The sequence below is a fragment of the Butyrivibrio fibrisolvens genome (genome assembly GCF_037113525.1).
Lineage (GTDB): Bacteria > Bacillota > Clostridia > Lachnospirales > Lachnospiraceae > Butyrivibrio > Butyrivibrio fibrisolvens.
In genome coordinates, this window is record NZ_CP146963.1 from 4,657,533 (window position 1) to 4,671,138 (window position 13,606).

13 protein-coding genes and 1 tRNA gene are annotated in these 13,606 nt (G+C 37.5%); all 14 read right to left on the reverse strand.

Annotated elements, in window-relative coordinates; all coding sequences use genetic code 11:
• Positions 1–271 precede the first annotated feature (271 nt).
• Positions 272–345: transfer RNA gene (locus WAA20_RS19810), tRNA-Arg, on the reverse strand.
• A 113-nt stretch (positions 346–458) separates the two neighbouring features.
• Positions 459–1,340, reverse strand: a complete 882-nt coding sequence (locus WAA20_RS19815) for a DUF3881 family protein (protein WP_073389376.1) — start codon at positions 1,338–1,340, stop codon at positions 459–461.
• A gap of 6 nt (positions 1,341–1,346) precedes the next feature.
• Positions 1,347–2,636: a serine--tRNA ligase gene (gene serS / locus WAA20_RS19820; protein WP_073389374.1), complete on the reverse strand. Its 1,290-nt coding sequence runs from the start codon at positions 2,634–2,636 to the stop codon at positions 1,347–1,349.
• Between the two features lie 83 nt (positions 2,637–2,719).
• Positions 2,720–3,241 (reverse strand): DUF4446 family protein, encoded by a 522-nt coding sequence (locus WAA20_RS19825; protein WP_073389373.1) that lies wholly within the window; start codon positions 3,239–3,241, stop codon positions 2,720–2,722.
• A gap of 85 nt (positions 3,242–3,326) precedes the next feature.
• Entirely contained in the window at positions 3,327–4,244 is a 918-nt protein-coding gene (locus WAA20_RS19830) for a ParB/RepB/Spo0J family partition protein (RefSeq protein ID WP_073389372.1), read from the reverse strand.
• A gap of 40 nt (positions 4,245–4,284) precedes the next feature.
• The gene (locus tag WAA20_RS19835; protein WP_073389370.1) at positions 4,285–5,058 is read right to left on the reverse strand and encodes an AAA family ATPase; all 774 of its coding nucleotides are present in this window, start codon (positions 5,056–5,058) and stop codon (positions 4,285–4,287) included.
• Between the two features lie 436 nt (positions 5,059–5,494).
• Complete coding sequence (gene rsmG, locus WAA20_RS19840) at positions 5,495–6,232, reverse strand: 16S rRNA (guanine(527)-N(7))-methyltransferase RsmG (protein WP_073389368.1); 738 nt, start codon at positions 6,230–6,232, stop codon at positions 5,495–5,497.
• Between the two features lie 9 nt (positions 6,233–6,241).
• The gene (mnmG, locus tag WAA20_RS19845) at positions 6,242–8,191 is read right to left on the reverse strand and encodes a tRNA uridine-5-carboxymethylaminomethyl(34) synthesis enzyme MnmG (protein WP_073389366.1); all 1,950 of its coding nucleotides are present in this window, start codon (positions 8,189–8,191) and stop codon (positions 6,242–6,244) included.
• A gap of 67 nt (positions 8,192–8,258) precedes the next feature.
• On the reverse strand, positions 8,259–9,680 hold the full coding sequence (mnmE, locus tag WAA20_RS19850) for a tRNA uridine-5-carboxymethylaminomethyl(34) synthesis GTPase MnmE (protein WP_073389365.1): 1,422 nt from the start codon (positions 9,678–9,680) through the stop codon (positions 8,259–8,261).
• 238 nt (positions 9,681–9,918) lie between these two features.
• Positions 9,919–10,701 carry an RNA-binding cell elongation regulator Jag/EloR gene (gene jag / locus WAA20_RS19855; protein ID WP_073389363.1) on the reverse strand — a complete coding sequence of 261 codons (783 nt, stop codon included), beginning with the start codon at positions 10,699–10,701 and terminating at the stop codon, positions 9,919–9,921.
• Between the two features lie 28 nt (positions 10,702–10,729).
• The gene (locus tag WAA20_RS19860; RefSeq protein ID WP_073389361.1) at positions 10,730–12,073 is read right to left on the reverse strand and encodes a YidC/Oxa1 family membrane protein insertase; all 1,344 of its coding nucleotides are present in this window, start codon (positions 12,071–12,073) and stop codon (positions 10,730–10,732) included.
• A gap of 21 nt (positions 12,074–12,094) precedes the next feature.
• Positions 12,095–12,304 (reverse strand): membrane protein insertion efficiency factor YidD, encoded by a 210-nt coding sequence (gene yidD / locus WAA20_RS19865; protein ID WP_073389359.1) that lies wholly within the window; start codon positions 12,302–12,304, stop codon positions 12,095–12,097.
• A gap of 190 nt (positions 12,305–12,494) precedes the next feature.
• Positions 12,495–12,836, reverse strand: a complete 342-nt coding sequence (rnpA, locus tag WAA20_RS19870) for a ribonuclease P protein component (protein ID WP_073389358.1) — start codon at positions 12,834–12,836, stop codon at positions 12,495–12,497.
• Positions 12,837–12,892: 56 nt separating this feature from the next.
• The gene (gene rpmH, locus WAA20_RS19875) at positions 12,893–13,030 is read right to left on the reverse strand and encodes a 50S ribosomal protein L34 (RefSeq protein ID WP_022753299.1); all 138 of its coding nucleotides are present in this window, start codon (positions 13,028–13,030) and stop codon (positions 12,893–12,895) included.
• Positions 13,031–13,606: the final 576 nt, after the last annotated feature.

Sequence of the window (13,606 nt, forward strand, 5' to 3'; positions counted from 1 at the left end):
TGTAGATTCCTAACATATTATTACATACTTCAAGTTCATATGTTGAATTATACCTAAAACTGACATATGGTAAAGCAATTTTTTTCAGGAATTTTTGCAGATCATGATCGCGAGTATAAAGCAGAATCTTATTTTTCCCCATAATTACCCCTAAAACTTATTAATAATTTAATTAAGATTCAATATGTTTAGTACTGCCTGATAATTTGTGAAAAATTTTGGAAAACCTAAGATGTACTAGAAATGAAAATTACGACAGATAAAACTAAAATGTTCGGGAGGGGATTCGAACCCCCGACCTTCCGCTTAGGAGGCGGACGCTCTATCCAGCTGAGCTACCCAAACGTAGGAGTGCCTCTTTATTACAAAAGGCACTTTTACAATTTAACATAATAAATGAAATTTTTCAATCTATTATTTATTAAATACATTAGAAGTTCAGGATGAACTCCGCTTTTTTATTTCCCAAAGTTAATATGACCCTGAAGCCAGATATTTCCTTTAAATCTTCTGCCTACCGCAGGCTCTCCCAAAAGGTCTTTGCGGTTAATTGCTATGTCATATTCTACATCAGAACATGTGACACTTAAGATATACACAGGTTCTTTGGTGTAGGTATTGATGGTAAGTCTATAATCTGTTATCTCACCCATGATCGAATACTGGTCGCATTCAACGCCGTAGGGCATGAAATAGTTATCTACAAGTGTGTATACATCTTCTTTAAGGATCTTATCAGAGATGGTAGTGTAGATATTCATGTCATCAAGGGTTAGAGATTCAATAGCATTCTCATCCCCGTTTCTTGCAGAGTTTACAAGTTTTGTTCTTGCCTGACGCTTCTTTTTGAGAAGCCTCTTTTGATTCGGGGTTTTAGCTATAGGGAACATTATTGTTCCCTGAACAGAAAGAGCCGACAAAGTAACAGATGTACCGGTTATCTTCTTCTGGCCGTTCTCTGTGATCCTGAGATATTCCATCATATTCTGAAGATAGAATATCATTGTGATACCAACTCTTGGATCGTCGCAGACTCCGGCATAAGAATCTGTGGCAGCATGTTGCTCTACAGTTATGTCTTCAGATGATGATGTCACACCACCATTTATATATGGATAATAGTATTCGTATATAAAATGGTTGTCGCTCTTAAATTGGCCGTATACTACCACTCCCAGTCCAGGTGCGAACTCTTTTGTGAACTGTGCGAATATCTCATCATCTTCATTTTTATAATAATCTCGCTCGTCAGCATGCTGAACGCAATATTCCAAAAGCTTCTCGAGCGCACCACGGCCTTGCAATCCTGCAAGACCGACAGCTCTCATGTATTTGTGCATTATGATTTAATCTTTCGTAGGAATAAGAACTTCTTTTCCGCCCATATAAGGTCTTAAAGCTACAGGGATCTTAACTGATCCGTCAGCCTGAAGGTTATTTTCAAGGAATGCGATGAGCATTCTAGGCGGAGCAACAACAGTGTTATTAAGTGTATGAGCAAAATAGTTACCATCTTTGCTCTTGATTCTGATCTTAAGACGTCTTGCCTGTGCATCACCGAGGTTAGAGCAGCTTCCAACTTCGAAGTACTTCTTCTGACGAGGTGACCATGCTTCAACGTCACAGCTCTTAACCTTAAGGTCAGCAAGATCGCCTGAGCAGCACTCAAGTGTTCTTACAGGAATATCAAGTGAACGGAAAAGATCTACAGTGTTCTGCCAGAGCTTGTTGTACCAGTTCCATGCATCATCAGGTTTGCAGACAACGATCATCTCCTGCTTTTCGAACTGGTGAATTCTGTAAACACCTCTCTCTTCAATTCCGTGAGCACCTTTTTCCTTACGGAAGCAAGGTGAATAAGATGTAAGAGTGTATGGCATCTCATCTTCAGGAAGAAGCTGATCGATGAACTTACCGATCATTGAGTGCTCAGATGTTCCAATAAGGTACAGATCTTCGCCTTCGATCTTGTACATCATGGCATCCATTTCAGGGAAGCTCATAACGCCTGATACTACATTACCGTGGATCATATAAGGTGGGATTACGTATGTGAATCCTCTGTCGATCATGAAATCTCTTGCATATGCAAGTACTGCAGAATGAAGTCTTGCGATATCACCCATGAGATAATAGAAGCCATTACCTGCTACTCTTCTTGCAGCATCAAGGTCGATTCCGTTGAATCTTTCCATGATATCTGTGTGATATGGAACTTCAAAATCAGGAACTACAGGCTCGCCGAACTTTTCGATTTCAACGTTGCAGGAATCATCTTTTCCAATCGGTACTGAAGGATCGATGATGTTAGGAATCTGATACATGATATTAAGAATCTCATCATCAACTTCCTTCTGCTTCTCTTCGAGCTGTGAAAGTCTTTCTGCATTCTTGGTAACTTCAGCTTTTACTTTTTCAGCTTCTTCTTTCTTGCCTTCTTTCATAAGAACGCCAATCTGCTTGGAGATTGTGTTTCTGCTTGCTCTAAGATCATCGGACTCCTGCTTGATCTGGCGGCTTTCTTTATCAAGCTCGATAACTTTGTCTACAAGTTCAAGCTTCTGGTCCTGAAATTTCTTCTTGATGTTTTCTTTTACAACATCTGGATTTTCTCTTAAAAATTTGATATCGATCATGACTATCTCCGTTTCGTTATATAATTATTTCTAAATCCTTTTCCTTATCTAATGTGCAGTAAATATGCTTTATAAAAGAAGTTTTATCTGCTCATTACTGCATTTTCAAGAGCTTTTCTTTCTTCTGTTCCAAGCTCTATATCTGATCTTCCATTCTTGATCACTTTAGTATAGGAATAGCAACCTTCGTTGCCGTGTACTGAATTTATTATATATCCATTATCTTCTTCGTCAAGAAGGGCAAGGGCATAAGAAAGCTGACCACCCATCTGATTAAGAGCATCGTACTTTACGATTCCTATTTTCTGAAAGCAGTGTCTCATTCTTCTGTTGATATCAATGATATCATTCTTGTTCTTGTCTGATGCTGCTTTCATGTACTGGTTATCTTCAAAAAGCTCGATGATCTGATCTTCAAGACTTTCTGCATCTCTTCCTGACATGAATTTTTTGAGTCTCTTCTTCATAAGAGAAAGTTCTTTGCCCTGCTTTATAGTGCAGATCAAAAGAATAAGTACTAATAAGAGAAGTACTGCAATTGCTATTACATATATACCGGGATCAAGATTTGAAAGTCCCACATAATTTAATATATTACTGTTCATCTGCTATTCCTTCTTAATTATTTAGTTTTTATGTTCTGTATTAGTATAGGTATAATATTTTTTGATGAGCGAATTCTAAATATATTTACAGAAGTAACATACGTGTTATCTTCTCAAGGTCATCATTATTATAAAATTCTATCTCAATCTTACCGCCACCTTCGTTTCCTTTTGGTGTAATAGCAACCTTTGTACCAGTCTTTTCTTTACATCTCTTTTCGAGATCCCTGTATATATTTTCAAGGTTCTTGTCTATAACTACAGGTTGCTTTGGTGCAGGCTTTTCTTTGCCTATATCTTTAACGAGTTTTTCAGCCTGACGTACGCTGAGCTTTTCATCAAAAATCTTCTCTGCAAGCTCGATCTGAAGTTTCTTATCTTCTACTGAGATAAGGGCTCTTGCGTGTCCGCTTGTAAGCTTTCCGTCGATGATCATCTGCTGAACTTCATCGGTAAGCTTTAATAATCTCATTGAATTTGTGATAGCAACACGTGACTTTGATACTCTTTCAGCCACTTCATCCTGCTTAAGATTAAACTCTGTAATGAGTCTATGGAAAGCCTTAGCTTCTTCAATAGGATTAAGATTTTCTCTCTGAATATTTTCAATAAGCTGAATCTCAACGATCTGCTGATCTGTCAGATCATTTCTTATTACAACAGGAACCTCTTTTACTCCTGCTGCTCTTGCTGCTCTCCATCTTCTTTCACCTGCAATGATCTCGAAGTGATCATCTCTTGATCTTACAAGGAGAGGTTCAAGAATTCCAACCTGCTTGATTGATTCTGCAAGTTCTGCAAGAGCATCCTCATCAAACTGTTTTCTTGGCTGCTCATGATTAGGCTCAACTTTTGTGATCTTTATAACCTGTTTTGCCAGATCTGTAACTGTTCTTTCTTCCTTAATTATAGGAGCTGCTTTTGTTTCTTCTTTTTTTGATTCTCCTGCCGGTATGAGACTATCCAGTCCTCTTCCAAGACCTCTTTTTGTTTTAACTGCCATATTCTTCCCTTTCGTTCCGGAATTTCACCGTATCCCTAATTTAACTTTCGTTTGCGATTACTTCTTCTGCAAGTAATTTATAAGCTTCTGCGCCTGCAGATTTTGGTTCATATAAATTAATTGGAAGTCCGTAGCTTGGAGCCTCTGCCAGTCGTATGTTTCTTGGAATTATTGTTTTGAACACATTTTCATCAATGTGATCTTTAACATTCTCAACTACCTGTAATGAAAGGTTTGTTCTTGCATCGAACATTGTGAATACAACGCCTTCCATTTCGAGTCTTGGATTAAGTCTTTCTTTAACAAGATTTACTGTGTGGACTAACTGGCTTAATCCTTCAAGAGCATAATATTCGCACTGAATAGGAACAAGTACTTTATCTGCTGTTGTCATCGCATTAACTGTCAGCATACTAAGTGATGGAGGACAGTCAATAATGATAAAATCGTATCTGTCTTTGACTTTATCGATCTCGTTTTTGAGGATATATTCTTTCTTTTCTATATCTATCAGCTCGATCTCTGCTGCTGACAGATTAATATTAGAAGGAATGATATCTATTCCGGGAAGGTCTTCGACAATGTTGTGACGAATACATTCGTCTACAGAACTCTCTCCTATCATAAGATGATAAATAGTTCTGTCTATTTCATTTTTGTCTAAACCGAATCCGCTTGTTGTATTTCCCTGGGGGTCTGCATCGATTACGAGAATTTTTTTGTTTTCTTCAGCAAGAGCTGCTGAAAGGTTAATAGAAGTTGTAGTCTTACCAACTCCTCCCTTTTGGTTTGCTACCGCTATAATTCTTCCCATATATCTCCCATTTCTGCGCCGAAATATTTTCTTTGATTCCAAATTATAACGTTAATAAAAAACACAAAAACAATCGCAAACGGCGCCTGCGATCATTTTTTAGTGGTTTTATTTGGAATCTTCATTCCAAAACTAAACATGAAAGACTTTTAGATGTCTATTTTATTTAGTTTTGGCAATTCCGTGGAGCTAAAAACATTGAAAACATTTATAAATTCCCGTTTTTCACGCATTTTGTGAAGCAAAACTCTATTGTTTCACATGCGCCATTATCGATTTTTGATAATGTTTCACGGGCAATTATACTAAATATTGATTATATTGTTTCACGTGAAACAAAGTTTTGTGCTTTTTTGGAATTACAAAGCTAAAAATTGGAATGTTTCACGTGAAACAAAGAAATTGAATTTAGATTCACGTTATGAACTCTTATTTATTATAGAGGTTGTTTAGAAGGTAGTCCAGCTTTTCGGGGGTATAATTTTGGAGTTGGTTTTGATTTGTTAATAATTACAATAGATCTTTCTATATCAGAGTCAGGTAAGAATGTATTATTTACAGAGCTTATAGTTCCACCAAGAGTTTTTATGGCCGCTTTTGACAAATCAATTTCTTCATTAATTTTGTTGCTTTTGTACGCAACAAAAAAACCACCAACTTTTACATATGGAAGTATGTACTCAGAAAGTGTTGACATATTAGCAACTGCTCTTGCTGTTCCGATATCAAATTTTTCACGTAAAACTCCACCTTTTGCTTTGGAGAAATCTTCTGCTCTTCCATGAACAGTTTCTATAGATCCTCCATCTTCGTTAAGGCCAAGTTCTGTTATAACTTCATTAAGGAAGTTAAGTCTCTTATTGAGTGAATCAAGAAGAGTAATCTTAAGAGAAGGGAAAACTATCTTGAGTGGAATACCTGGAAATCCGGCTCCAGTTCCAACATCAATAAGTGTTAGTCCTTCTTTTGTAAAATCAAAATATGGAGCTGCCATAATGGAGTCAACAAAATGAAGCTGACATACATCATTAAATTCAGTGATGGCTGTCAGGTTCATTACCTCATTCCATTTAACAAGCAGATTATAATACTTATCAAACTGTTCTATCTGATGATCAGATAATTCTATTCCTATGGATTTAAAATCACTGATCATCTTACTGTAATCGTTCATATTTTTTCCTTATGCCCTATCTGTTTTATAAACTGAATCAATATAAACAAGAAGCACTGATATATCAGCAGGATTAACTCCGCCAATACGACTTGCCTGTCCTATATTAATAGGCTTAAACTTCTTGAGTTTCTGTCTTGCTTCAATTCTAAGGCTTGATACTTTATCATAATCAATATCAGCAGGAATAAGTTTATTTTCTAGCTTTTTAAATGCTGCTATCTGAGATTCCTGTCTGGTGATATAACCTTCATATCTAATATTGATCTCAACCTGCTCTGTAACATCTTTTGTAAGCTGAGGTCTGTCTGGATCTATATCAGCAATAATGTCATAAGAAAGCTCAGGCCTACAGATAAGTTCTGCAAGGGTGCAGGCTGTTTTTAAAGTTGAAGAGCCGTGCTCTGTCATGAATTTCTGAACAGCCGCATTTGCTCCAACTCGTGTAGCCTTAAGCCTTTCTATCTCACTTGCGATAAGTTTTTCTTTAAGAAGAAGGTAGTCGTACTGCTCCTGAGAGATCAGTCCTGCTTCATAGCCTTTTTTTCTAAGTCTGAGATCAGCATTGTCCTGACGAAGGAAAAGTCTGTACTCAGCACGAGATGTCATCATTCGATATGGTTCGTGATTATCTTTGGTTACAAGGTCGTCTATAAGTACTCCGATATAGCCCTCACTTCTGTCGATAGTGATATAAGGCTTTCCTGTAATCTGTCTTACTGCATTAATCCCAGCATAAAGACCCTGTGCTGCAGCTTCTTCGTAACCTGAACTTCCGTTGAACTGACCTGCACTAAAGCATCCTCTTATGGTTCTTACTTCAAGAACAGGGGAAAGCTGTCCTGATTCAAGGCAGTCGTACTCGATAGCATAAGCATTTTTTACTATCTTACAATTCTCAAGTCCCGGTACGGATCTGTACATCTGAAGCTGAACATCTTCCGGCATGGATGATGACATACCATCAACATAAACTTCATTAGTAAAGGTTCCTTCAGGCTCGATGAATACCTGATGTCTGTCATGATCAGGGAATTTAACAACCTTATCTTCTATTGAAGGACAGTATCTTGGTCCGATTCCTTCTATAACACCTGAATACATAGGTGATCTGTCGATGTTCTGTCTGATGATCTCATGTGTCTTTTCATTAGTATATGTAAGCCAGCATGAAACCTGAGGTTTCTGAACTTCGGCAGGATCTGTTGAAAATGAAAATGGAACAACAGGGGTATCACCAAACTGCTCTGTCATCTTTGAATAGTCTATAGAATTACCATCCATTCTGGCAGGTGTTCCTGTTTTAAATCTTCTGAGTTCAATTCCTGCATTAATTAAGGAAGCAGAAAGAGAATTAGATGGCTGCATTCCGTTAGGACCTGTGTAGGTAATGGATTCACCACAAAGACATCTTGCCTTAAGGTAAGTTCCTGTACAAAGGATTACGGCTTTGCAGTTATATATTCCGCCTGTTGCGACCTTTACACCTGTGATCCTGTATTTATAACCTTCTTTACTAAGGTTTGTGCCAAAAGCATCAACACTTTCGGGTGTAACTTCTTCAGTTATAAGTTCAACAACTTCTGTCTGCTTGATCGTAAGGTGTTCCTGAGCTTCAAGCTTCTTTTTCATAAGAAGAGAATATTGAAGCTTATCGGCTTGGGCACGAAGTGAATGTACTGCAGGTCCCTTTGATACATTAAGCATTTTGGACTGAAGGAAAGTCTTATCTATATTTTTGCCCATCTCACCGCCAAGAGCATCTATCTCTCTTACGAGATGTCCCTTGGAAGATCCTCCGATATGAGGATTACAGGGCATAAAAGCAATATTGTCGGCGCTTACAGTAAATACAACTGTTTCAAGACCAAGACGTGCGCAGGCAAGAGCTGCTTCACATCCGGCGTGACCGGCACCTATTACACATACATCAACATTATCAAATACGGTATTAATCATAATTATCCTTAATATATAAATGGTATTTCTATATTTAAAAAATATTAGTTTCTATATTAAAAATGAGTTATTTACCCATGCAGAATTTAGAGAATATCTCTTCTACAAGGTCATCTCCTACTTCTTCACCTATGATAAGACCGAGACTTTCATATGCATCATGAAGATCTATTGTATAGAAGTCTTCGCTAAGTCCCTGTTCAATAGAGTCTCTTACAAGATTAAGAGATCTGTCAGCTTTTTCAAGAAGCTGCTTATGACGAAGGTTAGTAATATATATTTCATCTTCCGGAACAAGCTTACCATTAAAGAAAAGATCACTGATCGCAGTCTTTAGATCATCTATTCCGTTTCCTAATATCATAGATGTGGTGATAATTGGAACGTCAGTGTTAATACCAACAGTTTCCAATAGCTTTTGTATGTTTTCTTTTGTAATGATTATCTCATCTTCCTTATCGGTCTTGTTAAGGAGGACGATTATCTTTTTATCTTTTACAGATGTGAGAATCTCTATATCTTCATCGCCGACCTGTGAAGTGGAATCTACCATATATATAATAAGTTCAGCTTCTTTGGCGAATTTTCTTGCTTTCTCAACACCTATAGCTTCTATCTTATCAGCAGAATCGCGGATTCCGGCTGTATCTATTACATGAAGGAGTATATTATCGATCTTAACGTCATGCTCGATAACATCTCTTGTAGTACCTGCGATATCAGTAACGATTGCAGTCTCTTCACCTGTAAGTACATTAAGAAGTGAAGACTTACCGCTATTAGGCTTTCCAATAATTACTGTGCTAAGACCTGTAGCACGTACTCTTCCTTCGTCAGCGCTTTTGAGTAGGTTATCGCATTTTCGTATAAGTTTGTCGCACATTGGCATGATTCGGGATGAATAATCTGTCAGATCATAATTTTCAGGATCATCAAGAGCAGACTCGATAAAAGCCATCTCATAAATGATCTGTGCTCTCATATCTACAATGATGTTTCGCATATCACCGCGAAGCTGTTTCTCAGAATTAGATAAGGCAAATTCTGACTTAGCCTCTATAATATCCATTACAGCTTCTGCTCTTGTTAAGTCAATTCTTCCGTTAAGGAAAGCTCTTTTTGTAAATTCTCCTGGTTCTGCAAGTCGGCATTCATTCTCATCAGATATAAGTTCGTGAAGGATCTTCTGCATGACCATGGTTCCGCCATGAGTATTAACTTCAATAACGTCTTCTTTGGTATAAGAATGAGGAGCTCTCATAACTGATACCATGACTTCATCTATAAGATTACCTTTTGCATCACAAAAATATCCAAAGCGGATAGTTCCGTTTGCATGCTGTTCAAGGTCATATTCATGTTTTGAGTTCTGATAAAAACGTGATACAACGCTTACAGCTTTACTGCCGCTTACACGTATTATTCCTATACCTGCATCACTGGCTGCAGTCGCTATTGCAGCAATTGTATCTTCATTTGTATGTATCATAATAACCTCATGTCGCGAGTGAAACGAGTGACTAATGGTTGAAGTGGTGGAGTTCTCTACACCACTTTTGAGAGTTTGAAAATTTAATTTTCAAACTCATAACCTCATGTCGCGAGTGAAACGAGTGACTAATGAGTTTGAAAATATTATTTTCAAACTCATAAAATACACCCCACTAAAAAGCGGGGTGTATAGTAAAATCTTACTCTTCACCTCTACCTATAATAGAGGCCGAATATTATTTCTTAAGTGTAACAACAACCCTGCGATATGGTTCCTCGCCTTCTGAATGAGTTGTAACATATCGGTCATTCTGAAGTGCTGAGTGAATGATTCTTCTTTCGTAAGGGTTCATTGGCTCAAGAGATACGTTTCTTCTGGTCTTTCTAACCTTATAAGCGATATTCTTGGCAAGGTTCTCAAGTGTAGCCTTGCGACGCTGACGATAATTCTCAGTGTCAACCTTTACATGGATGTAATCTTCCTGGTTACGGTTAACTACAAGTGATACCAGGTACTGGAGGGAATCAAGTGTCTGACCTCTCTTACCGATAAGAACACCCATATCTGCGCCCTTAAGATCTATATTAAGAACGATATTTTCTTTATCAAAAGTAATATCAAGTTCTACAGGCATTTCCATTGCCTTAAATACGTCATCAAGGAATACTCTTGCAGCAGATACAATAGCTTCTTCGTCAAAAGATGCAGGAGCTTTGTCTTCGCTTACTGTTTCATTTGAAACTTCGCTTTCTTTATTTTCAAGAGTTTCTTCATTAACTGCTACCGGTTCTGAAGGAGCAGAAACTTCTTTTTCTTCAAAAGAGTTTTCGGCTTTAACTTCCTCTTCCTTAATACGAGCTTTGATAATAGCAGGTTTGATTCCCATTCCGAGGAAACCTGTAGATCCTTCGCTGACTACCTGATAATCAAGGCGGTCAGATGTAACTGATAACTGCGCACAAGCTTCTGTTATTGCCTCGGAAACTGTTTTTGCAGCATATTCTTTATATTCACTCATCTTTAGTCTCCTAGTTTACATATATCAATTAGTGAGTTCTATCGTATTCTTTTACCATATTGGCAGCATTTAAAAGTGAATCTTTGCGTGCCTTTCCAGAATCGTATAAAGCTCCTACTTCTTCAAGTCTTCTTGTACGATCATCTTCAGAAACAGAGCTTGTAGTAACCTCTTCTGTAAGAGAAGTAAGGTTTCTGTTAGAGAAGTTAGCGTAGTTAGTAAGGCCTGGTGTAAGGTCTTTTCTCTTCTCAAGCTTCTTCTGATACTTAGCCTGGTTCTCTTCGATCATTGCATCGATGTCGATCTTGTCGATACGGTGATTAACGATGATAGCAAGTATTGTACGGATAACAGCAGCTGCGATCCAGTAGATACCCATACCTGCAGGAAGTGTGAAACAGATCCATGCTGAGAAAATAGGCATTACTACGTTCATAGTTTTCATGGAATTCTGCATCTGAGCTGCAGGATCGTTAGGATCAAGCTTCTGGCCTGACTGAGTCATTGAAGTTGTAAGCTTAACTGACAGATACTGTGTCAGGAAAGCAAGTACAGGAACGATAACAGCAAGGATGATAGCAAGAACTACGCCTGCTGAAAATCCTGCTGAATGGAACTTATCAATTGCCTCAGAGAACATGAACTGAGGAGAGTTGGAAATTGTAAGTCCAAGGAAGCTGTTCATTGTCTCAACATTAGAAGATGTTGTGTTAATTGTATCAACAAGTTCTGTGTTGCCTGTTGAGGATGCCCAGTTAGAAAGATCTTCCCAGTTAGCTGTAGAGAATTTGTTAAGGAGCTGAGCATAATAGTCGCTTGATGCTCCGTTTTCAGTCATCTCTTTAACGATAGCTGAAGCACTTGCAGAACCTGAAAGAAGCTCTGTTACCTTCTCGGAAGCAGAATTGCCAAGTCCGACAAGAGCATTACCAAGGTTTGCAAATACATCGTTTACAGCAGGAACGTATTTAGGAATGTTATAGATAACACGATACAGAGGAAGAAGGATAACCATCTGAAGAACCATCTGTACACAGCTACCTGACATTGATACGCCATACTTACCGTATACAGCCTGAATCTCCTGATTCATAGCCATCTGTGAATCTGTATCTTTTTTGCCCTTATACTTATCCTGAATAGCCTTGATCTCAGGCTGCATCTTAGCCTGTAGTTTACTGAATTTCTGCTGTCTATATGTAAGAGGCAGCATAGCTACATAGATAATAAGTGTGAAAAGAATAATGGCAATACCAATATTGCCGACAGCAACGCTTCCGTCACCGTTTGTAAATAACCCTGCAATTCCGGCAAGAACGACATAAATAGCGTTCATGATATAACCGAGAATTACTGCAATCCAATTGAACATTTAAGCAGTCCTCCGCTCTTTTCAGGGGACCGGATCATACCCGCCGCTTGAAAACGGATTGCATCTTAGTATTCTCCATAAAGAAAGCAATCCTCCCTTAAAAGCGCCGTATTTAGTAACCGCCTCAAGAGCATATTCTGAGCATGTCGGAATATATGGACATTTAGTGCTCTTAAAAGGCGAGATATATTTCCGGTAAAACCTGATAAGAATAATAAATAGTTTTTTCATGTGCACCTCCTGAAAGAAAAAAGGAATGCCACATAATTTCTAAGTTACATGCAGTTTTGGTACATAATCTGATAAGTAATATCTTCTATTAATATAAAGAGAATTAAGGAGAGTGTACGAAATTGCGTACAAAAGTTTCAAACTTCTCCATGTTCCATAATATTCTATAGAATATATCTGCATTAACCGATCAGACCTGCTCACTATTTTGCATTAAGTGAGCTCTTGCCATCAGCTTAAGAAAAGAATCCTCAAGCGTGTGATAATCAGCATCTTTACTTGCTGATCTGGCAACGACTACGATGTTTAAACCACTATTAAACATCTGTTCATGTAGCCTCACGATCTCACGGATCAGTCTTGCAAAATGATGTCTTACAACACTGTTTCCGATCTTTTTAGAACAGGAAATACCAAGATAGCTATCCTGCGTCTTATTTTCCCACACATACAGGACCAGATACCTATCTGCTATTGATCTTCCATTGTTATATACGTTTTTAAATTCGTGTGATTTTCTAAGTGATTTCATGTAATTAAAAAATAAGGCTACATTTAAATTAAATGCAGCCTTTACGTCAAGTATCCTTAAGCGGATAATCTCTTTCTACCTTTAAGTCTTCTGGCAGCCAGCACTTTTCTTCCACCTGGAGTACTCATTCTAGCTCTGAAACCGTGAACTCTCTTACGCTGAAGCTTATGCGGCTGAAATGTCATCTTTGCCATGTCTTGTAACACCTCCTTTACCAAAATAATACAAGTGCGAAATCCTAAACAAACGGGATTTCGACTCGGGAAATAAAATCCGTTTCCCTGACAGGAAAACAGATTTTGATAGGTCTGTAATTATTCCTGTGTGGAAAAAATCGTTCTAATTATATATAAAAACATCTTTTTCGTCAAGTATGATTAAACGGAAAAATGTCCGTATATTATGGAATGAAAAATTATTAAAAAAGTTATCCACAAAATAATTATCAATATCTTGTATATAAAATATTTATCCACAACCAAATATGGAAATTGTGGATAACCTGTGTTTTATTTGGTTTTTCTCATAAAAATCCACAAATTGTGGAAAAAATGTGGATAAAGTACTTTTATGAGATACTAAAAAGAGCTGATTTGAGTTTTTATCCACCTTTTTATGGTTGATTTTGTTCGTAACGACCTTAGTGTATAACTTTTTTAGAAATTTTTTTCATGATTTTTCAAAAAAGTTATCCACAATCCCGCCAAATTGATGTTTTGTATTTTTTACGATAAAATTAATTTATTCTTACTACATTAATGGGGGAATCT

What these genes read in the sequence shown, in the direction of transcription:
- yidD (WP_073389359.1), bottom strand. Translation starts at nt 12,304, where the DNA reads ATGAAAAAACTATTTATTATTCTTATCAGGTTTTACCGGAAATATATC.
- WAA20_RS19815 (WP_073389376.1), bottom strand. Translation starts at nt 1,340, where the DNA reads ATGCACAAATACATGAGAGCTGTCGGTCTTGCAGGATTGCAAGGCCGT.
- mnmE (WP_073389365.1), bottom strand. Translation starts at nt 9,680, where the DNA reads ATGATACATACAAATGAAGATACAATTGCTGCAATAGCGACTGCAGCC.
- WAA20_RS19830 (WP_073389372.1), bottom strand. Translation starts at nt 4,244, where the DNA reads ATGGCAGTTAAAACAAAAAGAGGTCTTGGAAGAGGACTGGATAGTCTC.
- rpmH (WP_022753299.1), bottom strand. Translation starts at nt 13,030, where the DNA reads ATGGCAAAGATGACATTTCAGCCGCATAAGCTTCAGCGTAAGAGAGTT.
- rnpA (WP_073389358.1), bottom strand. Translation starts at nt 12,836, where the DNA reads ATGAAATCACTTAGAAAATCACACGAATTTAAAAACGTATATAACAAT.
- WAA20_RS19825 (WP_073389373.1), bottom strand. Translation starts at nt 3,241, where the DNA reads ATGAACAGTAATATATTAAATTATGTGGGACTTTCAAATCTTGATCCC.
- WAA20_RS19835 (WP_073389370.1), bottom strand. Translation starts at nt 5,058, where the DNA reads ATGGGAAGAATTATAGCGGTAGCAAACCAAAAGGGAGGAGTTGGTAAG.
- mnmG (WP_073389366.1), bottom strand. Translation starts at nt 8,191, where the DNA reads ATGATTAATACCGTATTTGATAATGTTGATGTATGTGTAATAGGTGCC.
- WAA20_RS19860 (WP_073389361.1), bottom strand. Translation starts at nt 12,073, where the DNA reads ATGTTCAATTGGATTGCAGTAATTCTCGGTTATATCATGAACGCTATT.
- jag (WP_073389363.1), bottom strand. Translation starts at nt 10,701, where the DNA reads ATGAGTGAATATAAAGAATATGCTGCAAAAACAGTTTCCGAGGCAATA.
- serS (WP_073389374.1), bottom strand. Translation starts at nt 2,636, where the DNA reads ATGATCGATATCAAATTTTTAAGAGAAAATCCAGATGTTGTAAAAGAA.
- rsmG (WP_073389368.1), bottom strand. Translation starts at nt 6,232, where the DNA reads ATGAACGATTACAGTAAGATGATCAGTGATTTTAAATCCATAGGAATA.